Origin of the sequence: Paenibacillus sp. FSL K6-1558, from assembly GCF_038002565.1 — a bacterium.
Lineage (GTDB): Bacteria > Bacillota > Bacilli > Paenibacillales > Paenibacillaceae > Paenibacillus > Paenibacillus polysaccharolyticus.
Genome location: NZ_JBBOCV010000001.1, coordinates 935,343 through 956,219, shown reverse-complemented (window position 1 = coordinate 956,219; position 20,877 = coordinate 935,343). Strand labels below are relative to the sequence as shown.

At 44.1% G+C, this 20,877-nt stretch carries 18 protein-coding genes; 14 read left to right on the top strand and 4 right to left on the bottom strand.

What is annotated here, in order from left to right:
* Positions 1-247 precede the first annotated feature (247 nt).
* Positions 248-889 carry a thiamine diphosphokinase gene (locus tag MHI38_RS03955; protein ID WP_090916701.1) on the bottom strand — a complete coding sequence of 214 codons (642 nt, stop codon included), beginning with the start codon at positions 887-889 and terminating at the stop codon, positions 248-250.
* A gap of 191 nt (positions 890-1,080) precedes the next feature.
* On the opposite strand from MHI38_RS03955, the gene MHI38_RS03950 reads away from it, so the two are divergent.
* Together MHI38_RS03950 and MHI38_RS03945 are read left to right on the top strand one after the other, a co-directional pair.
* Positions 1,081-1,776 (top strand): trimeric intracellular cation channel family protein, encoded by a 696-nt coding sequence (locus MHI38_RS03950; protein WP_090916699.1) that lies wholly within the window; start codon positions 1,081-1,083, stop codon positions 1,774-1,776.
* 6 nt (positions 1,777-1,782) lie between these two features.
* Positions 1,783-2,253, top strand: a complete 471-nt coding sequence (locus MHI38_RS03945) for a low molecular weight protein-tyrosine-phosphatase (RefSeq protein ID WP_339830834.1) — start codon at positions 1,783-1,785, stop codon at positions 2,251-2,253.
* A gap of 249 nt (positions 2,254-2,502) precedes the next feature.
* On the opposite strand, the gene MHI38_RS03940 is transcribed toward MHI38_RS03945, so the two are convergent.
* The gene (locus MHI38_RS03940; RefSeq protein WP_341180987.1) at positions 2,503-3,237 is read right to left on the bottom strand and encodes an alpha/beta hydrolase; all 735 of its coding nucleotides are present in this window, start codon (positions 3,235-3,237) and stop codon (positions 2,503-2,505) included.
* 254 nt (positions 3,238-3,491) lie between these two features.
* Between MHI38_RS03940 and pdhA the strand changes: the two genes are divergently transcribed.
* The 9 genes from pdhA (at position 3,492) to MHI38_RS03895 (ending at position 15,533) form a co-directional block, all read left to right on the top strand.
* On the top strand, positions 3,492-4,559 hold the full coding sequence (pdhA, locus tag MHI38_RS03935) for a pyruvate dehydrogenase (acetyl-transferring) E1 component subunit alpha (protein WP_090916691.1): 1,068 nt from the start codon (positions 3,492-3,494) through the stop codon (positions 4,557-4,559).
* Between the two features lie 105 nt (positions 4,560-4,664).
* Entirely contained in the window at positions 4,665-5,642 is a 978-nt protein-coding gene (locus MHI38_RS03930) for an alpha-ketoacid dehydrogenase subunit beta (RefSeq protein ID WP_090916689.1), read from the top strand.
* A 176-nt stretch (positions 5,643-5,818) separates the two neighbouring features.
* Positions 5,819-7,144, top strand: coding sequence for a 2-oxo acid dehydrogenase subunit E2 (locus MHI38_RS03925; RefSeq protein WP_154890439.1), 1,326 nt, complete (start codon positions 5,819-5,821; stop codon positions 7,142-7,144).
* Positions 7,145-7,147: 3 nt separating this feature from the next.
* A complete protein-coding gene (gene lpdA, locus MHI38_RS03920) occupies positions 7,148-8,563 on the top strand; it encodes a dihydrolipoyl dehydrogenase (protein ID WP_123065714.1) in 1,416 nt (471 codons plus the stop codon).
* Between the two features lie 284 nt (positions 8,564-8,847).
* Positions 8,848-9,642, top strand: coding sequence for a thymidylate synthase (gene thyA, locus MHI38_RS03915; protein WP_090916685.1), 795 nt, complete (start codon positions 8,848-8,850; stop codon positions 9,640-9,642).
* A gap of 37 nt (positions 9,643-9,679) precedes the next feature.
* Positions 9,680-10,168: a dihydrofolate reductase gene (locus tag MHI38_RS03910; RefSeq protein ID WP_090917302.1), complete on the top strand. Its 489-nt coding sequence runs from the start codon at positions 9,680-9,682 to the stop codon at positions 10,166-10,168.
* Positions 10,169-10,762: 594 nt separating this feature from the next.
* Positions 10,763-12,250: a glutamate synthase small subunit gene (locus MHI38_RS03905; RefSeq protein WP_154890438.1), complete on the top strand. Its 1,488-nt coding sequence runs from the start codon at positions 10,763-10,765 to the stop codon at positions 12,248-12,250.
* Between the two features lie 366 nt (positions 12,251-12,616).
* A complete protein-coding gene (gene fur, locus MHI38_RS03900) occupies positions 12,617-13,108 on the top strand; it encodes a ferric iron uptake transcriptional regulator (RefSeq protein ID WP_090916681.1) in 492 nt (163 codons plus the stop codon).
* Between the two features lie 124 nt (positions 13,109-13,232).
* Positions 13,233-15,533 (top strand): DNA topoisomerase 3, encoded by a 2,301-nt coding sequence (locus MHI38_RS03895; protein ID WP_154890437.1) that lies wholly within the window; start codon positions 13,233-13,235, stop codon positions 15,531-15,533.
* 46 nt (positions 15,534-15,579) lie between these two features.
* Here MHI38_RS03895 and MHI38_RS03890 read toward each other — a convergent pair whose 3' ends face one another.
* Together MHI38_RS03890 and MHI38_RS03885 are read right to left on the bottom strand one after the other, a co-directional pair.
* Positions 15,580-16,344, bottom strand: coding sequence for an HAD family hydrolase (locus MHI38_RS03890; protein ID WP_341180986.1), 765 nt, complete (start codon positions 16,342-16,344; stop codon positions 15,580-15,582).
* Between the two features lie 67 nt (positions 16,345-16,411).
* Positions 16,412-17,332, bottom strand: coding sequence for an ArsR/SmtB family transcription factor (locus tag MHI38_RS03885; RefSeq protein ID WP_090916674.1), 921 nt, complete (start codon positions 17,330-17,332; stop codon positions 16,412-16,414).
* 221 nt (positions 17,333-17,553) lie between these two features.
* Here MHI38_RS03885 and MHI38_RS03880 point away from each other — a divergent pair, with 221 nt between their 5' ends.
* From MHI38_RS03880 to MHI38_RS03870, 3 genes are all read left to right on the top strand, one after another.
* Positions 17,554-18,735, top strand: a complete 1,182-nt coding sequence (locus tag MHI38_RS03880; protein ID WP_339839495.1) for an MFS transporter — start codon at positions 17,554-17,556, stop codon at positions 18,733-18,735.
* An 83-nt stretch (positions 18,736-18,818) separates the two neighbouring features.
* Positions 18,819-19,544: a phosphonate ABC transporter ATP-binding protein gene (locus MHI38_RS03875; protein ID WP_154890435.1), complete on the top strand. Its 726-nt coding sequence runs from the start codon at positions 18,819-18,821 to the stop codon at positions 19,542-19,544.
* Between the two features lie 57 nt (positions 19,545-19,601).
* Positions 19,602-20,873 (top strand): hypothetical protein, encoded by a 1,272-nt coding sequence (locus tag MHI38_RS03870; RefSeq protein WP_090916670.1) that lies wholly within the window; start codon positions 19,602-19,604, stop codon positions 20,871-20,873.
* Positions 20,874-20,877: the final 4 nt, after the last annotated feature.

The window sequence follows — 20,877 nt, the reverse complement described above, 5'->3', positions numbered from 1 at the left end:
AGGCTGATAGGACAGTACTTTAGATGTAATTATTAAAATACGATTAAAAATGTCAAAAAATTAATCATTGACGAATCCAGAAATAACTATAAAACAAAAATCCCCTTGATAATCAAGGGGATTTCTTCATTTAATTTGATTTAGGAAACAAAATAACAGGTTACAAAAACGTAATAATTAAGCGTTGAGCTGTAGGTTTTGACTCGTATTAACTTAAAAAATGCCTTACTAATATAGTATTTAGTGTTCAGTCTTTGCTTTGAATAATAAGTAACAGGCCGCTATCAATCGTAACTGTGCCTGACTTGTCCAATAGCTTGTTACTGATCCCTAAGGATTGTCCCATACGTATAGTAGCGTGATCCAAAGGGTACATGAATCCTTCCAGGCATATCCCTGTGACCTCATGTGTTAATGGAAGCAAAGAGACATAGGTAAAACCGCGTTGTTCGACAACAGCACTTGAAGTGGTTAACGTCATATAATTATGCTCATCCTGAAGCGCACAAGAGATATGATGTTGCATAGCACGAACCATGATATGAACATTGGCGAGGGTGTGATCCATTCGTGTGCCCGTTGCGCCAAAGATGAGAATATGAGTAGGTTCATGATCCAGAGCTGTTTCAAATGCCATTTCGGTATCTGTCAAATCTTTATGGATCGGATCACAAGCAATGAATTCTACACTGTTACTGTTTACGATCTCTCGTTCTTCTTCCGTTATAGAATCGAAGTCGCCCACTGCGATGTGCGGTTGGATACCATGTTCGATTAAATACAAGGCTCCGCGGTCTGCCGCTATAATAACGTCATCGGGCTGAATCTCCTGAAGGAATTCCTGCGTGAGTTGACCACCTGTGAAGATGACAATACGTTTATAATCCATTCTATTTCATCCTTCCTTATTTATAGAGGGACACCATTTGATTTTCTAATTGAAGCTAAATCCTGCGCTAAGCTATAAAACTATACACCAAACCAGTATAATCGACAAAATGTGGTTGCACAATTTCCGTACTCGCGGATACAATGGGGAGAGCGACATGGAGATGACTTGAAAAGTGAGGTTTGAACAGGTTGGACTTACACATTTTTGAAGTATTCAGCATTATCGGTACGATCGCATTTGCAATGTCCGGTGCATTTGTAGCTATGGAAGAGGAATACGATATTTTGGGTGTATTGGTACTTGGGCTTGTGACAGCATTCGGAGGCGGAGTGATCCGGAATGTGCTTATTGGCGTGCCTGTAACAACATTATGGAGTCAGGGCTCGTTAATCATGCTTGCGCTGGTTTCTGTAGCTGTTGCTTTTGTATTGCCCTTGAAGTGGATCAGTCACTGGAAACGGACTGAAGCTTTGTTTGATGCAATTGGACTGGCTGCCTTTGCAATTCAGGGCGGATTGTATGCGGCTAATATGGGTCATCCCATCAGTGCTGTAATCGTTGCAGCTGTACTGACGGGAATTGGCGGAGGAATCATTCGGGATCTTCTTGCCGGACGTAAACCGCTTGTTCTTCGTGATGAGATCTATGCGGTATGGGCAATGGCAGCGGGGTTTGCCATCGGAATGGGCTGGTTTACAACGAACATTGGTTTGCTGATCTGTTTTGCAACAGTTGTCTTTTTCCGAATGTGTTCCGTGCACTACAAATGGAAGCTGCCGCGCCGCTCGTTGACGCCTAATGAAACCGTCGTTTTGAAGCCGGAGAAACTTATTCCGCAACATGCACCGTCCGTAATTCAAGGTACTTTGAGCAAGGGGGAGTAACTTATCATGATTAACATTGTATTTGTATGTCTCGGTAACATTTGCAGATCCCCTATGGCGGAAGCAGTAATGCGTCATAAAGTGATGAAGAAGGGGCTTGGCGAACAGATTCGGATTGATTCGGCTGGTACAGGCAACTGGCATGTGGGCAAACCTCCGCATGAGGGTACACGTAAGTTGCTTGATGGTTATCAAATCTCTTATGCCAACATGACAGCAAGACAATTTGTGAGTGCAGACTTCACTGAATTTGATTACATTATATGTATGGATAATTCTAATGCAGAGAATGTACGTAGCCTGCCAGGTGGAGAAGAGGCAGAGATTATCAAGTTCATGGATTTGCTACCGAACGAAAAGCTGAGAGAAGTGCCTGATCCGTATTACACAGGGAACTTTGAAGAAGTGTACGAGCTTGTGAACGCAGGTTGCGATGTCTTGCTGAACAGAATTCAAGAAGAGCATCCTTTAACCTAATTTTAATTAGATAAAATACAAGCCAAGCTTGAGTAGCTCATTATTATTGGTGAAATGGCAAAGAAGCAGGAACGGAACGAATTAGAACTCCTGCTTCTTTTTCAGGGCATGAATGTAAGCGGTAACAACGTATTGTCCAAAAAATCGTAAAAAGAAAAGCGGCTATGCAGCCGCCTGTTCAACGAAATATTTAATTGTAGCTAGAACCTTTTAGCCATTCCTGCATTAACTTTTTGAGACAATCTTCTATTAACTTTCTTGTAAAAAGTAAAGCAAGGCATCAGGCAGTTCCTTTTGCCAGAAGCCCCATTGGTGATTCCCGTCTTTTTCCTGATAGGAGATGAGAGCACCACGTTTCTCCAGCAGATCACGAGTATCCCGGCTCAGCTGTACAAAATCATACGTTCCGGTATCGGCTTCAAAGGCCGTCTCCTGCAAGCCAACAATCATCCAGATCGACAACCAGGACAAGTCTTCGGCTGCAGCATAGATTTCCTGAGATGCGGAGTAGAAGGCACCAGACATGCTGATAACGCGGGTGAACAACTCAGGATATTTCAGTGCAAGATGCAATGAAACACTGCCTCCCAATGAATCACCAGCAAGAACACGTTCCTGCGGAGAGCGCCTTACAGGATATTTCTCTTCGACATAGGGAATAATCTCTTCTGCAAAGCACTTCGTATAAGCTTCAAACCGACTGCCAAAGGGAGCGTACTCCTGCGTCCTTACAGAGACGTCCACTTGAACCCCTACAATAATGAAAGGTTCGGCGCCTTCATCCAAAATGATGCGGTTAGCTGTGGTAGCGATTCGGCCAAAGTTGAAAAACTCTTCGCCATCCTGACAGTAAACGACAGGGTAGCTAAGCAGTTCGTTATAGCCTGGGGGGAGATAAATACGTAAGGTTCGTTTCTCGCCGAGATAACGGCTTTCAATCTCTTCCTTAACAATTGTACGTTTCAAATAGCGGGAATCCGTCATAAAACGTCACCTTTCCGGGTTATTTTTGCATTCACCCGCGCAATACGGTAAGATTAACCTGGTGCGGGGATGGGTCAAACACGCAATCATGTATTATGCTGTTATACCAATATTAAACCCCTGTTATACATACAATCCAAAAGGAAACATAAAAATATTACGGATTTCTTTGACGTATGCAGTGAAACAGGTGTATAATAATAATATAACAGCGGAACTTGATATTCAAATTTTTTGTTGAGGTGAAGAAAAAAATGAGCAAGGTTCCTTATGAAGTATACACGGAGGATGTAGAAGCTCTGTCCGTGCTGTCTCCTGACGGCGAAATTGTTAACAAAGACATGATGCCTAAGCTTTCCGACGATCAATTAAAAGAAATTATGTATCGCATGGTATTTACCCGTACTTGGGATGACCGTGCAGTAAACCTTGGCCGTCAAGGTCGTCTTGGTTTCTATGCTCCAGTATCTGGTCAAGAAGCTACAATGGTTGGTAGTGAATTTGCAATTGAAAAAGAAGACTTTGTATGTCCTGGCTATCGTGACATTCCGCAACTCGTATGGCATGGACTTCCTCTTTATCAAGCATTCTTGTACTCCCGTGGACACCAACATGGTGGACAAATTCCGGACGGCGTTAACGTTTTGATGCCGCAAATCATCATTGGAGCTCAAATTCTGCACGCAATGGGTATTGCTATGGGTTACAAATTGAAGAAACAAAAACAAGTGGTTATCACTTACACAGGTGATGGCGGATCTTCCGAAGGTGACTTCTATGAAGGTCTGAACTACGCTGGTGTTTACAAACTGCCAGTTATCTTCTTTGTACAAAACAATGGTTATGCCATCACAACTCCTTTTGCTAAACAAACAGCAGCTCTGTCCATCGCTCATAAAGCGGTAGCAGCAGGGATCAAAGGTGTTAAAGTTGACGGTATGGACATCTTCGCTGTTATCAAAGCGGTTCAGGAAGCTGCTGAACGCGGACGTAACGGAGAAGGCGCTACTTTGATCGAAGCGGTAACTTATCGTTTCCGTCCACACTCCCTTTCTGATGATGCTTCCAAGTATCGTACGAAAGAAGAAGAGGCTGAGTGGAGCGAAAAAGATCCAATCGCACGTTTCGCTAAATATCTGGAGAAAAAAGGTCTGTGGACTGAAGAAGATACAGCACGTGTGAAAGAAGAAGCAAAAGCAAAAGTGAACGAAGAGATCAAAAAAGCGGAAAAAACCGAGAAAATGACGATTTCAGGCTTGATCGACAGCATGTTCGAACAAACGCCTAAGCACTTGGAAGAGCAAAAAGCTGATTTCCAATAAGTTTTTTCCGATAAAGCATAAACATCCGGCGCCGGTACTGGTGTCTCGGTATACATGTATGAATTCAAATGTGAACTGTCAATGTTTAAGGAGGAAATGAAGCAAATGGCACAATTGAACATGAAAGAAGCAATTCGTGATGCGCTTCGCGTAGAGTTGAAACGTGATCCTAACGTTCTGCTTTTCGGTGAAGACGTAGGTAATGTAGGCGGCGTTTTCCGTGTAACGGAAGGCTTGCAAAAAGAGTTTGGCGAAGAGCGTGTATTTGATACACCACTGGCTGAATCCGCAATCGGCGGTCTGGCTGTAGGTTTGGGTATTCAAGGCTTCCGTCCGGTAGCTGAGATTCAATTCGTAGGTTTTATCTTCGAAGCCCTTGACCAAATGGTAGTTCAAGCTGCTCGTATGCGTTTCCGCTCTGGCGGCAAATACAATTCTCCGATCGTATTCCGTACACCATTCGGTGGCGGCGTAAAAGCGGCAGAATTGCACACAGACTCTCTGGAAGGTTTGCTCACGCAAACTCCGGGTATTAAAGTGGTAGTTCCTTCTAACCCTTACGATGCAAAAGGTCTGATGATCGCTTCCATCCGTGACAACGATCCAGTATTCTTCATGGAGCACTTGAACCTGTACCATGCTTTCCGTGCAGAAGTTCCTGAAGAAGACTATGTTGTTGAACTGGGTAAAGCGAACGTTGTTCGTGAAGGTTCCGATGTTACTATCGTTACTTACGGTATGATGGTTCATACTTCTGTAAAAGCTGCAGAAGAGCTTGAAAAACAAGGGATCAAAGTTGAAGTGATCGACCTTCGTACGATCAGCCCGATCGATATCGATACCGTTGTTGCTTCCGTTAAGAAAACAAACCGTGCAATCGTTGTACAAGAAGCTCAAAAGAGCGCAGGTGTTGCAGCTGAAGTCATTGCACAAATCAATGAAAAAGCAATCCTGCACTTGGAAGCACCGGTTCTGCGTGTAGCTGGCCCGGATACGGTATATCCTTTTGCACAAATTGAAGATACATGGTTGCCTAACCCGGCGCGTATCGTTGCTGCGGTTAATAAAGTCATGAACTTCTAATTCAATCATCTGACATGCCGCAAGGCGCAGTATGGTGATTCACATCGTAGCGCAAGCTGCACTGTAAACAGCCATTAGTCCCTTGATTGACAGTTATTTGCGCTCGCAGTAACAGTTGGTTTTTGGAGCTAAGGGTTGTTTTCAGGATGGAGCAAATAATCAAGGAGGTTTTTCAGTTGGCTAAATTTGAATATAAATTCCCTGAACTGGGCGAAGGCCTTCACGAAGGCGAAATCATCAAGATGCACATCAAAGTCGGGGACAAAGTAACTGACGACGATATCATCATGGAAGTACAGAACGACAAAGCGGTTGTTGAAGTTCCTTGTCCGGTTAACGGAATAGTAACTGAAGTTTTCGCTAAAGACGGTCAAGTCTGCCACGTTGGTGAAGTTGTAGCGGTTATCGATGCAGAAGGCGAACTGCCTGAACAAGACGACGCTCCTGCTGAAGACCAAGGTGCACAAGAGAAAGACGCAGCACAAGGTGGAGCTGATACTAGCGGTTCTTCTGCGGCAGCTTCAAGCTCCAATGCAGCTCAAGAAGGCGGCAACAACAGCGTTCCTGCAGTTCCTGCAAAAGACGTTTTGGCTACGCCAAGCGTTCGCAAATTTGCTCGTGAGCAAGGTGTAGACATCGCTCAGGTTAACGGCACTGGCAACAACGGTAAAGTAACCAAAGAAGATGTGGAATCCTTCAAAAACGGTGGCGGATCTTCCGCAGCGGCAACTTCTTCCGAAGCTCCAGCTCAAGAAGAGAAAAAATCTGCAGCACCTGCAGCTGCAGCGGCTGATCAACGCCTTGAAGAAGAGCGCGTACCTTTCAAAGGTATCCGTAAAGCGATCTCCAATGCAATGGTTAAATCGGCTTACACTGCACCTCACGTTACAATCATGGACGAAGTGGACGTAACTGAACTGGTTGCATTCCGTACTCGCATGAAACCAATCGCAGAGAAAAAAGGCACTAAAGTGACTTACTTGCCATTCATCGTTAAAGCATTGGTTGCAGCTTCCCGTCAATTCCCAGCGTTGAACGCAATGATTGATGAAGAAGCAAATGAAATTGTGTACAAAAAATATTACAATATCGGTATCGCTACAGATACAGACAACGGCCTGATCGTTCCTGTAATCAAAGATGCTGATCGTAAATCCATCTGGATGATCGCTGATTCCATTCGTGATCTGGCAGCTCGCGGACGCGATGGCAAACTGAGCGCGAATGAAATGAGAGGAAGCACAATCTCCATCAGTAACATCGGTTCTGCTGGCGGTATGTTCTTCACTCCAATCATCAACTTCCCAGAAGTTGCTATCTTGGGTACAGGACGCATCAGCGAAAAAGCTGTTATCAAAAACGGCGAAGTTGTTGCAGCACCTGTAATGGCATTGTCCTTGAGTTTCGACCACCGTATCATCGATGGCGCAACAGCACAAAACTTTATGAATTACATTAAACAGCTGCTCGCTAACCCTGAGTTGCTTGTTATGGAGGTGTAAGATATGGTAGTAGGCGACGCTTCTCTCAATATCGACACATTAGTAATTGGTGCAGGACCTGGCGGCTATGTAGCTGCCATCCGCGCTGCACAACTGGGCCAAAGCGTATTGATCGTAGACAAATCCGAGCTGGGCGGCGTATGTTTGAACCGTGGATGTATCCCATCCAAAGCTCTGATCTCTGCTGCACATCAATATGAGTCTGCTCTTCACGGCGAAGCTTTCGGTATCTCCGCCGAGAACGTAAAAGTAGATTTTGCTAAAACTCAAGAATTCAAAAACGGCGTTGTTAAGAAAATGACTGGCGGCGTAGCTGGTTTGCTCAAAGGCAACAAAGTTGAAGTTTTCAACGGTGAGTGCATGTTCATCAACGAAAACGAAGCTCGTGTATTCAACGATCACGAGTCACCACGTTACAAATTCAAAAATGCAATCATTGCAACAGGTTCCCGTCCAATCGAACTTAAACCTTTCCCGTTTGGCGGACGCATCTTGTCTTCGACAGAAGCATTGAACTTGCCTGAAGTACCAAAAAGCATGATCGTAATCGGTGGCGGTTATATCGGCGCTGAGCTTGGTCAAATGTACTCCAAATTCGGTGCTAAAGTAACAATCATCGAAGGTTTGGATACGGTACTGCCAGGTTTCGATAAAGACATGACTAGCCTTGTAGCTAAAAACATGAAGAAAACAGGCATCGAAATCGTAACGGGTGCAAAAGCGGAAAGCGCTGAGCAAACGGATAAAGATGTAACTGTTAAATATTCTGTAAATGGTGAATCCAAAGAAGTAACTGCAGATTACCTGCTCGTTACTGTAGGACGTCGTCCTAATACAGACGGAGAACTCGGTCTTGATATGATCGGTGTTGACGTTGATGAGCGCGGATTCGTTAAAGTTGACCACCAAGGTCGCACTAGCATCCCGCACATCTTCGCAATTGGTGATATCGTATCTGGTCTTGCTTTGGCACACAAAGCTTCTTATGAAGGTAAAGTGGCTGCAGAAGCAATCGCTGGACAACCATCTGTAGTTGACTACAAATGTATGCCAGCTGTTGTATTCACAGATCCTGAGTGCTCCAGCGTAGGTTACACGGAGAAAGAAGCAAAAGAAAAAGGTTACAAAGTAAAAGCAGGTAAATTCCCTTACGCGGGTAATGGCCGTGCAGTATCTTTGAACCATGCTGAAGGCTTCGTGAAAATCGTTGCTGACGAAGAAAGTGGCCTTGTATTGGGTTGCCAAATCGTTGGTCTGGAAGCTTCCAACTTGATTGCTGAGCTTGGTCTTGCAATCGAGATGGGCGCAACGTTGGAAGATCTGGCGCTTACTATTCACGCTCACCCAACTTTGGGCGAAATCGTGATGGAAGCAGCGGAATTGGTAATGGGTCACCCGATCCACATCATCTCCCGCTAAGATCATCGAAGTATCGGATTCGTCCGGCATTATATGTAGATTCGAAAGAGACGAGTGGCGCTAATTGCGTTGCTTGTCTCTTTTTTTTTGAGTTGTAATTGAGAAGATCAAGATATCGGTGTCCATAGAATGATAGAAGCATACACGCCTCAACTTGTTTAGCGAATTCATTTCTTCCTAGTACTCAATTGTGGTACACTTTAGTAATGAACAGACCTCTCGAAGTCTGTGGCCCAGATGGGTATGAGTGCGAAACATATATAGAGATGCGAGGAGATACCAACATGAAAAACTATCTCGATTTATTACAAGATATATTGGATAATGGGGTCCACAAAGGAGATCGTACCGGAACGGGCACACAATCCGTGTTTGGCCGACAGCTTCGTTATGATTTATCGAAAGGTTTTCCGCTTGTAACAACCAAACGAATTCACCTCAAATCCGTTATTCATGAGTTGCTATGGTTTTTGAGTGGGGATACGAATATTTCTTATCTGAAAGAAAATGGTGTGAAGATCTGGGATGACTGGGCAGACGAAAATGGCGATCTTGGACCGGTTTACGGCTCACAATGGCGGACATGGGAAGCGCCGAACGGGGAGAAAATAGATCAGATCGCTGCTGTAGTGGATTCAATCAAAAATAATCCCGATTCCCGCCGTCATCTGGTGAGTGCGTGGAATGTAGCCGAAATTAACAACATGAAATTACCGCCTTGTCATTTTGCGTTTCAGTTTTATGTGGCGGAGGGTAAACTATCTTGTATGCTGACGATGCGCTCCGTGGATACCTTCCTTGGTTTACCGTTTAATATAGCCAGTTATGCACTTCTGACACATATGATTGCACAGCAATGTGATCTGGAAGTGGGCGACTTCATCTGGTCTGGTGGTGATGTGCACATCTATTCCAATCATGTGGAGCAGGTGAAAACGCAACTAGAGCGCGAGCCTTTTGCTTTGCCTAAGCTGGTGATCAAACGTAAGCCTGATTCGATTTTTGATTACAAATTTGAAGATTTTGAATTTGAAAATTATGAACATCATCCAGGTATCAAAGCACCGATTGCAGTATAAACACAATAACGTATTCGATGAAAGGGATGTGCGGCCTTTGAGTATTGAATTGGTATGGGCAATGGGGGAGAATGGTGTGATTGGACATCATAATTCTCTTCCTTGGCGATTGCCAAAAGATATGGCTTTTTTCAAGCAACAAACGATAAACAAGACGATAATTATGGGACGTAATACGTGGGAATCATTCGGCGGCAAGCCACTCCCTCACCGTCGTAATATTGTTGTGACTCGAGACTTGAATTATAGAGCGGATCAAGCAGAGATCGTACATACGATTGAAGAAGGTCTGAAGGCTGCTCAAGGTGAAGAACTTTGTGTAATTGGAGGTTCTCAGGTATATCGGGAGTTTCTACCGTTTGCGGATCGGCTTGTCGTCACCAAGATTCATGAGCAATTTGAGGGAGATACGTTTTTCCCGGAAGTGGACTGGAGCGAGTGGGAGTTAAAGAAGCAGATCGAAGGCGAGCAGGATGAGAAAAACGTATATCCTTTTACATTCGAGTTTTACGAGCGTAAACGTTAGAAAAACATGTAAAGACACTGAACACAGGAATTTTCCGTGAACAGTGTCTTTTTTAATATAATGTTTTGTATTGATTGTGAACAATCATTTCAAATCGTATTCCATTACATCAATATAACACATTGACTGGTGAATTTTGCATAATATACATTGGATCAACATTCGTTTATGGTCGAATAGTCTAAAAACTGTAGGAATTCAACGTTGTAAAGCTTTAAATTGAGCTTTATTTTCGTAAATGAGTATAAACTTCACTAAAAAGCTTGATTTTAATGACAATTTATCTTACATTTATATGACGTTATCGCTTTTTTTATTCTCAACTTTCGCTTGTAAAAAAACATTATACTCTGGTTTAAGACCAAATTTAAGCTATTGACCATACGTTCAGTTGAACGCTATGATGTATAAAATACAAATAATTATGCGGATAATCCATTTAATATTCAATGTCGTAAGTGCTACTATAATTGAAATATCTTTGAGTAGATTTTGTGATACAATAGACAAAAACTCAAGTAAAAGAGTAATCCATTTCATATAGAGCCATACGCATGAAGGGATTAAGACAAGAACGGATGGGGGAAACGTAAGATGTCTACACCTACTGGATTTATGGAATACAAACGGCAGCTCCCTGCCGATCGAGAGCCAGCGGAGCGCATCAAGGATTGGGAAGAGTTTCATAAACATATGGCTGAAGAAGAGCTCAGAACACAAGGTGCAAGGTGCATGGATTGTGGTACCCCTTATTGTCATACAGGTATAGATATGACTGGCGGTACGTCAGGCTGCCCGGTTCATAACCTGATTCCAGAATGGAATAATCTCGTTTATCGCGGTTTGTGGAAGGAAGCGCTGGAGCGTCTTCACAAAACGAACAATTTTCCGGAGTTTACAGGCCGTATCTGCCCAGCCCCTTGTGAAGGATCATGTACAGTGGGCCTGATTGGTCAGCCTGTAACGATCAAAACGATTGAAGAAGCCATTATTGAAAAAGGCTTCGAAGAAGGTTGGGTTGTACCACAGCCACCGGAGAAACGCACAGGTAAGCGTGTAGCTGTAGTCGGTTCAGGTCCGGCGGGACTTGCAACAGCGGCTCAATTAAACAAGGCTGGACATACGGTAACGGTATATGAACGTTCAGACCGTGTCGGTGGATTATTAATGTATGGAATTCCGACGATGAAGCTGGATAAAAAAGTGGTGCAACGCCGTGTAGACCTGCTGGCAGCTGAAGGAATTCAGTTTATTACGAATACAGAGATCGGAAAAGATATTCCGGCTGAGCAACTTGTTAATGATTATGATGCTGTTGTTCTGTGTGGCGGTGCAACCAAGCCACGTGAATTTAACATTGAAGGTGCTGACCTGAAAGGTGTGCACTATGCGATGGACTTCCTGAATGGAAGCATCAAAAGCTTCCTGGACTCTAACCTGGAGGATGGCAACTACATTTCTGCAAAGGATAAAGATGTCATTGTAATTGGTGGCGGGGACACAGGTTCTGACTGTGTGGCTACATCGCTGCGTCACGGATGTCGCACGATCACACAATTCGGTACGCATACTCAGGCGCCGATGGAGCGTGATCCAATTAACAATCCTTGGCCACAATTTCCGAACGTATACACACTGGATTATGCACAAGAAGAAGCCAAAGCGTTGTTTGGTCAAGATCCACGTGAATTCTCCATCATGACTACCAAATTTGTGGGTGATGAAGAGGGCAATCTCAAAGAACTGCACACGATTCAAATCGAACGTATTGTCGATGAGACAGGCCGCAAGATTTATCAGCCAGTTCCAGGTACAGAGCGTGTATTCCCTGCGCAGATGGCAATGATTGCGATCGGTTTTGACGGACCGGAGCAAACACTGGTTGAGCAGTTGGGACTTGAAACGGATCGCCGCACGAACGTGAAGGCGCGTTATGGCAAATACAACACGAACGTAGATAAAGTATTTGCAGCAGGTGACATGCGCCGTGGTCAAAGTTTAGTAGTATGGGCTATCAATGAAGGCCGTGAAGCCGCTCGTGAAGTGGATAAATATTTGATGGGCGCAACAGTACTGGTATAAACCAGCACCATTGTTCGATCTTTCTGTCTTCTTAATTTACATCATAAAGTATTTACATTATCAACAAAGCGATGAATACCCCTCGTATATACGAGGGGTATTTGCTATATATTTTGATCAATAAACTTTCTTTAAATTTTTCCATTTCTGATGACAATGTGAATAAGAGCATTGCATTTTCTAAGATAAAGACTTATTATTAGATTATAATTATTATAAATAAGATTGAAGTCGAATTCATTCATAATGGGAAATAGAATTTTAACTTTGACGATGCTGTCTAAACATGACATTGAATTGAGTACATGACTGTAGATACGTTTAAGTAAAGATAGGTAACATAACATATAACGGAGGTGCACCCGTATGGCAAGTAATCGGGACAAGTCCATTTCAGAGCAAATTGATCAAATCAAAAGCCAATTGGTTGATAAAGGATATAAGTTAACTCAGCAACGTGAAGTGACGGTACGTGTGTTGTTGGAACATGAGAAAGATCATTTTAGCGCAGAAGAAGTATTTCTCCTGGTAAAAGAAAAGTTTCCGGAGATTGGACTCGCAACCGTTTATCGTACGCTAGAGCTACTCAGTGACTTGCAGGTTGTAGAGAAAATTAACTTCGGCGATGGAGCTGCACGTTTTGATTTGCGTAGCACAGACGGCTCTCACCATCATCATCACTTGATTTGTACGGAATGTGGCAGTGTGGAAGAAATTATGGAAGATGGATTGCTTCGATTGGAGCAACAGGTTTTGCGTCAGTATGGTTTTGCTGTGACCGATCATCGACTTGATTTTCAAGGTGTGTGTAAAGAATGCAGACAAAAACATGAGCTAGATGAGCCAGCAGCCGGTTAATTCATCCCGAATAGGTGCTCTTGAATCCAAAATCTGATATAATAAGTTTCAGAAGCAGGGGCTTCCGTCGGCGGAAGGCCCCTTTTTGCCGTCATAGTGACGGTTTAGGAGGAGAGATGGACGGATGAAGACACTGGTTATTGCGGAGAAACCCGATATGGGGAGAACCATTGCCGCCGTCATAGAACCAAAAGCCAAAAATAATCGCACGTATCTGGAAGGTGAACAGTACATTATCACCTGGGCGATTGGGCATTTGCTTGGACTGGCTGAACCGGATGCCTATGATTCGAAATACAAACGCTGGAATATTGCGGACTTGCCGATCATTCCGGATCAATTCAAAATTGTACCGAATCCACGGACAAAGGATCAGCTCAAAATCATCGGAGAACTCGCAAAGCGTGCTTCAGCGATTGTTAACGCTTGTGATGCAGGGCGGGAAGGACAATATATTTTTGCGCTGATTCAGCAGCAATTAAAGTTGCGCCAGCCTGTAAAACGTCTGTGGATATCGGATTTGACAGCTGAAAGTATTCGGCGTGGATTTGATGGATTGAAAGATGCCGCAGAATTCGAAAATCTGACTTATGCTGCCCGTGCACGCAGTGAAGCGGACTGGCTGATTGGCATGAATGCCTCACGGGCGTTTACAACAAGGCATAATGCACTACTGTCTGTTGGACGAGTGCAAACACCTGTGTTGGCTCTCATCTATGATCGTGAGATGGAGATTGAAGCGTTTCAGTCACAGACGTTCTATGAAGTGGCGGCCTGGTTTCGGCAGGAAGGTGTTGAATACCGGGGTGTACGTCAAGGAGATAAACTTACGGATGCAGCAACAGCGGAGGCTATTGCAAACAGTGTAAAGGGCAAGACAGGTCAGATTATTAAATATGAAGCCAAACAAACCAAGGAGTATCCATACCGGTTGTATGACTTGACTCTTTTACAGCGTGAAGCGAATGCGAAATTTGGCTACGGCGCGAAAAAAACACTGGATATTGCACAGGCCCTGTACGAAAAACATAAAGTGATCTCGTACCCGCGTACCAATTCCAACTATGTTACGGAGCAGAACATTGAAGGCATGCACAAAACATTGAATTTGCTCAAAAACGGAACGTACAGTGAGCTCGCTTTGGGCGCAAAGCCGGAATTGATGCATAAAAATAATAAAGGGGTTTGCAATCCGAGCCGGGTGGAAGACCACCATGCGATTTTGCCAACACTGAAACGACCAGGGACACTATCCAAGGAAGAACAAAATATATATGACTTAATTGTGAGACGTTTCCTGTCTCATTTCTATCCCCCCGCCGAGTATAAACAGCATACGGTACTTACGGAGGTTGAGAAACATCAGTTCAAAACGTCTGTGAAAGAACTATTATCCATCGGTTGGAAAGTAGTGCTTGGTTCTGGCGATCAGGAACAAGGTGCTTCTGGTAAGAAAAAAGCGAAGAAAAATAGCAATGAAGAAGAGGAAGCAGAGGAATGGACGGACAAAGCTTTCGCTGTACAGCCTGACTTGCCTATTCAATGTACGAAGAGCGAGTTCAAGGAGAAAGCTACTCAACCGCCCAAAAGTTATACTGAGGGCACACTGCTCAAAGCAATGGAGAGTGCAGGTAAACAGATCGAGAACGAAGAACTTCGTGATGCGATGAAGGATAGCGGTCTGGGAACCCCGGCTACACGGGCGGCTACGATCGAGCGTCTCAAAAACGTAGGTTACATTACGATGCAAGGGAAAAAGATGCAATTGACGCTGAAGGGACGAACAGCGATTGAATTAATTCGTCGTGCCGGTGTAGATTTGCTGACTTCGCCTGAGATGACGGGGCAATGGGAGCGTCGGTTACATCAGATCTCTAAAGGTGAAGCTGGACAGGACAAGTTCATGGAAAACGTCAAGAAATTCACATTATCAATCATTGAAAAAGTGCGTGTACAGGCTCCCGCTGCTGCTGATGCCTTTGGTGAAGATGCGAGAGGCAAAGGTAAGGGGAAAGCGAGAGGATCTGGCAACAAAGCAGGTAACAAGGTAACGAGTAGTAGCAAAGCGACCAGGACTTCAACGGCAAACGCAGCTTCAAGTACAGGCACAACTGTGAAATCGGGTACCGCAAGTTCTGGTGTACGTGAAGTGCTTGCTTCATGTCCTTCACCTGGTTGTTCCGGGCATATTATTGAGGGCAAGAAGGGGTATGGCTGTTCCCGTTTCAAAGAAGGATGTACATTTGTCGTCTGGAAAGAATACGCTGGCAAAAAAATAACAAGCACAATGCTGAAGTCATTGGTAGAGAAGGGCAGTACGCAAGTTCTCTCGTTCAAGCGCAAGGATGGAAGCACGGTGAAGGCACGTATTATTTTAAAAGATGTGGTCACGGGTCAATTATCCGGTGAAAAACAGGAAGCATGATCATGGGCCGCTGTAGATTTTATAGTTGAAAGTAAAAAAGAACCCTTTAGCCAAGGGTTCTTTTTTGTTGTTTCTGCTCTATATCTTCATGAATGACTTTCGGGACCTCTTCCAGTGCTGTGATGGTATACATGGAAGTTTCCGGATTCGGTTGCAGTTCAACAATGTTATATTGCCATTCATTGGGCTGTTTGATATAGATGCTATGAATTCCGGCATTTACGGCAGGCATAATATCTGTGCGAAGTGAATTGCCAATCATCCATGTTGCTCGCCGGTCAAAAGGGCCTTTGGACAGGATGCCTTCCAATGTTTCAATATTTTTGTGCTGACGAATATAGATTCGATCATCGAAATAGATGGAGAGCTTCATCTGGTCAATCTTTCTTTGTTGAATGACGGTCTCACCGCCTGTGTACAAATAAAGAGAGTGCCCTGCAGACTTCAGTTCTTCCAACGTTTCTACCATATGCGGATAAGGCTCAACTTCCTGGGTGTAGACACTCATGCCCAGTTTGCTCAAATACGTTTCTTCTTTAGTTGATGTTACACGTGCATATTTTTGGGAAAAATATCGATACGTATCAATCAAAGATTGTGGAAAATGGTGACTTGCAAACCCGACTTTGTTCACTCCCGTCACATCTATTTCGAGTTGCTTCTCCCGAATCTGCTGTGTGGTCAGGGCATGTCCGTCGAACCATTGTTGCATGTTCTCAAAGAATTCTCCCAGAACAAGATTGAAATATTTGTTGCAATATACGAGTGTATCATCAAGGTCAAACAAGATATGTTGTTTTAATAAGGTCAATGCTAGTTCACTCCTTGCCTGCGCTTGCCTGCGGATCATTCATTATCCTATAAAATAAAATAACGAGTTAGATGCGAATGTAGGATTCTAAAAACATATTCAATTCAGATACTCCGTCAGGTCTGATGCTATATTTTTCTTTACGATTGCTTCCTAGTAAATGTGTACGCAGTAGACCTGCAATGCGAAGAGCTGTAACCTGATCTTTGACAGGATCTTGTTCTTTGCCAAGCTCCTCACACATCTCCGAGAGTGACTTCGGTTCGTCCGAGACATATCTTAACAGGCGAAGTCTTTCCGGGTCTGCCAATGCATGTGTGAACCTGAGCAAACACGTTGGCGGCTCATCTTCACTCTCTTCAGGTATATCTACGGGATACTGAATAATCATCATGCCTTCATAGAAGCAGTACATGTTAATAGGACGGTTATGCACCGTTGGGAACAGAATCACTTCGTTTAATCCAGCGATGGGTTCCACAATAACACCTGCCGTAGCGTATTCTATTAACAGTTCAGGGCCCATTTTTTCGAGCAAAATGCGTTTTTCTTCAGCATCCTCTTCAAGCCATACTCGATGATCTTCGCTAATGTTCCGGCAATAGTGCTGATCCCATAGTCGCAGTAATGGGACGTAGCTGTTTCGAATACGCGTCGATTCTTCTATCGTAAGCGAAGGCATTAATGAAGACACGCGCGCAAATAATTCGTCAGCCGAAAGCTCTGTGAGCATGTCCAGAAAGTCTTGATTTTCTAAAGTGGTATTCTTATATGCTGCCCAGGCGAACAGGACATCAAAATCGTCAAAAGGCCACGTAGCAGCGGGTGCAAGCGCTGCACGTACGTTGGAACTTAGCTTGCGCTCAACGTCCAGAATCCATTCAGGACCAATGTCCAGATGCTGAATCCACTTTTTCGTGACATAAACTAAAAAGCTGTTGAGCATCTCATATATCGGTGAAACATCAATTTTAACGTGATAAGCCATAATGATGCAGAATCCTCCCGTCACATCTAGGTATTCACAGCGACTTATGTACTATTATGGCTTGTTTTACCGGGCGTTGTCCACTATAATGTTCAAGTTCGGGGCTTAGACCTGATTTATAAAGAAAGTATATACCCATATAAATAACAGCCTAGAGATCGTCAGCAATGGCGATTTTTTTTTGTTTGCGCTTGCAGGAGGAATGAAATGTCGTGGCATTGATGTTCAAATCTAAAATATCACCCTCAACTTTTAATTATTTGATTTTAATTACCGTGATCGTTGCAGCAGGGATCAGTCAGGGATTGTTGCTACCTGTCTTATCCATTTTTCTGGAACAGCAAGGGGTTTCTCCCGGGTTAAACGGGTTAAATGCCGCTGCGCTCTACATTGGCTCATTCGCAATGACACTGGCAGCCGAACGTTTACTGGGGGTACTGGGATTCAAAAAACTGATTGTTGGCGGCTTGATTCTGGTTATGCTTCCCTTGATCCTGTTCCCGTATTTTCCTGATATTAAAATTTGGTTTGTGCTACGCCTGATTGTCGGCATCGGAGACAGTGCTTTACATTATGCAGCCCAGCTATGGGTGCTGTTAGTCACTGCGCCAGAGAAGCGAGGACGTTATATATCCCTTTACGGTATGTCTTACGGACTGGGTTTCAGTATCGGGCCATTAGGAATCAAGTTGCTCGGGTATGGTGATGCTGTGCCATTTTTGGTGCTGTTTGTTGGCATGGCCGCTGTACTCATTCTGGTGCTGATGAAGCTACCGGATACCAAGCCGGAAAAAGCAGAACATGCTCATTTTCCAGAAAGACGCTTTCGCCGTAGTTTCGCTTGGGCATGGTATGCGCTGTTGCCAGCTCTTTTATACGGTTATATGGAAGCAGGCATGAACAGCAACTTTCCCGTTTACGGACTTCGTGTGGGATATGATACCGATCAGATAGCCTCTTTGCTTCCTTTTATAGGGATTGGTGGACTATTCCTGCAGCTTCCGCTCGGAATATTAAGTGACCGATATGGTCGAAAAGTAATTCTTATGATAGCCGGAATGGGTGGCGGTTTAGCATTTATGCTAGTTCCTTTAGCGGGTACGAATTTCTGGCTGACACTTGTACTGTTGCTTATCGCCGGAGGACTCGTAGGTTCATTTTTCTCGCTGGGACTCGCTTATGCCGCAGATATTTTACCTAAAGTTTTGTTACCTGCAGCCAATGTGGTAGCGTCCTTTCACTTTACGATCGGAAGTATCGTGGCACCGAATCTGGGAGGTCAGTTGATCAACTGGGTTTCACCTGGCAGTATGTTTACGATGCTTGGTTGCTTGTATTTCATTTTTGGTGTTACAGGACTATTATTTCGGCGTAAACGCGAAGCGGAATTTGTGTTAAAATAGAAGCTGGTGTTCGCATGGAAATTGATGTCCATTTCCGAGTACACTAGTAGTAGGGAAAAACATGGACAAGAGGAGACATCGCGATGATCAGAGTGGAGAACTTGAGTAAATCCGTTGGAGCGGATCGTATTCCGATTCTACGTGATATTCGTTTTGATATGCAACAAGGGGAAATGATTGCGGTAGTCGGCTCCAGCGGGAGCGGCAAAAGCATGTTGCTGAAATGTTTGGCGATGAAGGAGACGTGGGATTCAGGACGTTTTACTGTTGACGGCATGGATATTCTGAAAGAAGGCTGGAGCGGTAAACAGAAAATTCGGCGGGAATGGGCATACTTGGAACAGAACCCACAGTTATATCCCAGAAAAACGGCGCTGAAGAATGTACTTATCGGGCGTTTTGGTCAAACTCCATTATGGAGGATGGCAACGGGCATGGTGCGTTCGGATGACTACATGGGAGCGATGGACCACCTCGAAGGTTTAGGTTTACTGGATAAAGCGCATCAGCTTGCTGAAAAAATGAGCGGCGGCGAGAAGCAGCGTGTTGCTATTGCAAGGGCGCTTGCTCATGGTGCCAAGGTTGTGTTGGCGGATGAACCTGTCATTGGACTTGATCCTCATACGGCTGATGCCGTGCTGGAAACGTTACGCAAATTGTGTGAAGAGGAACGAGCTACGGTCATTGCCGTGTTACCGATTGAACTAGCAGAGAAACATGCTTCGCGAATCTGGGGAATCGCAGAAGGCCGGATCGCTTTTGATATACGAGGACGGAGATTAACACAGCAGGAGAAAAATCAGATTTAAAATGAGTGCTTAATGAAAAGAGTGATGAAATTGCTTAATTCGCGATGGGGACGCTGCATGGCAGCAGGTACAATGGCTGTTTTGCTCGGAACCGTGCTAAGTGGCTGTACAGTGATCAGTGACCCCAAGCTTCTAATGAAACCGCCGATGATGTCGACGGACAAAGAGAAACTGTATAATATTGTGCAGAAGGAAACACCGCCTGAAAGTAAGTTGATTCGGCCCAAAGATATGAGCAATACCAGCATGATTCGTGTGGAAGATCTGAACGGTGACGGTATTCGCGAGGCCATTGTTTTCTACGAGACGCCTAATGAGAATGTACGTATCCACGGTATGATTTTGGAAGAGCAGGGGGGAACCTGGGTCAAAAAACTGACGTTTGATGTACCGGGCAATGAGTTGGAATCATTCAAAGTAATGGATATTACGAATGATGGGAACCCGGACATTATCGTAGGTGTCAGCTTGCAGGATCAGAAAGCCTTAACGGCATATTCATATAAAGGCGGAGTCTTGGAACAAGTGCTGGGCGGCGTGCCTTACAATCAGGTCATTATCGATGATATGCAGGGTAACGCGCTGGATTTAAGTGGAGATGGCAAGAGTGATTTTGTTGTTGTTTCGCTAAACGCCAGTGGTTTTGCCAGCATAGCCTTGTATCAGTATCAGGATGACAGCTTTAAGGAAATGGATCGTGTTGTTACTGACTATACGGTTAAAGAAGTGTATAACGCTCTTGGCGGTGAGATCGCTGACGGAAAAATGGGGATTGTACTTGATGCGGATCTGGATGATCGCAGTTCGTTTACACAGATCATGTATGTGAAAGACAATAAACTTGTTAGTGCTTTTAAATCACCGGATCAAACGTACAGAGATGACAAAATTTTAAGCGGTGATGTGAATAATGATGGTATTATTGAGTTTGGATTAAAAGAAACACCAAAAGGTTGGGAGCACTACGTATTTGATTCGCGCATGTGGTTTTATACATTCTACCAGTGGGATGGCAAAGAGGGGAAAAAGTTTGTGTCGTTCCAGTTCCGGGATGATGCGGATTTGTTCCATTTGAACTTAAAGCCTGAATGGTATGGCAAGATCACGATTGACACCAAATCGGAGAAGGAAAAATACATTCGGTTTAAGATGATCAAAACGGATGAAACCGTGGCCGAAATCAAATATTTCACGTTTTCTCAGTGGGATCTTGAAAAGGGAAAGAGCTGGAAGGAAATTACTCGAACAAAAGATCGGGTGATTGCATCGCGTGTTGCACAATCTGAGGCGGGCAAGGATGCATTAAGTAAAAACTTCTCAGCTGAATAGAAAG

Excerpts from the sequence above, each read along its gene's own strand:
- MHI38_RS03945 (WP_339830834.1), top strand. The coding sequence starts at position 1,783 with ATGATTAACATTGTATTTGTATGTCTCGGTAACATTTGCAGATCCCCT.
- MHI38_RS03875 (WP_154890435.1), top strand. The coding sequence starts at position 18,819 with ATGATCAGAGTGGAGAACTTGAGTAAATCCGTTGGAGCGGATCGTATT.
- MHI38_RS03870 (WP_090916670.1), top strand. The coding sequence starts at position 19,602 with ATGGCAGCAGGTACAATGGCTGTTTTGCTCGGAACCGTGCTAAGTGGC.
- fur (WP_090916681.1), top strand. The coding sequence starts at position 12,617 with ATGGCAAGTAATCGGGACAAGTCCATTTCAGAGCAAATTGATCAAATC.
- thyA (WP_090916685.1), top strand. The coding sequence starts at position 8,848 with ATGAAAAACTATCTCGATTTATTACAAGATATATTGGATAATGGGGTC.
- MHI38_RS03940 (WP_341180987.1), bottom strand. The coding sequence starts at position 3,237 with ATGACGGATTCCCGCTATTTGAAACGTACAATTGTTAAGGAAGAGATT.
- pdhA (WP_090916691.1), top strand. The coding sequence starts at position 3,492 with ATGAGCAAGGTTCCTTATGAAGTATACACGGAGGATGTAGAAGCTCTG.
- MHI38_RS03905 (WP_154890438.1), top strand. The coding sequence starts at position 10,763 with ATGTCTACACCTACTGGATTTATGGAATACAAACGGCAGCTCCCTGCC.
- lpdA (WP_123065714.1), top strand. The coding sequence starts at position 7,148 with ATGGTAGTAGGCGACGCTTCTCTCAATATCGACACATTAGTAATTGGT.
- MHI38_RS03955 (WP_090916701.1), bottom strand. The coding sequence starts at position 889 with ATGGATTATAAACGTATTGTCATCTTCACAGGTGGTCAACTCACGCAG.
- MHI38_RS03930 (WP_090916689.1), top strand. The coding sequence starts at position 4,665 with ATGGCACAATTGAACATGAAAGAAGCAATTCGTGATGCGCTTCGCGTA.
- MHI38_RS03895 (WP_154890437.1), top strand. The coding sequence starts at position 13,233 with ATGAAGACACTGGTTATTGCGGAGAAACCCGATATGGGGAGAACCATT.
- MHI38_RS03880 (WP_339839495.1), top strand. The coding sequence starts at position 17,554 with ATGTTCAAATCTAAAATATCACCCTCAACTTTTAATTATTTGATTTTA.
- MHI38_RS03885 (WP_090916674.1), bottom strand. The coding sequence starts at position 17,332 with ATGGCTTATCACGTTAAAATTGATGTTTCACCGATATATGAGATGCTC.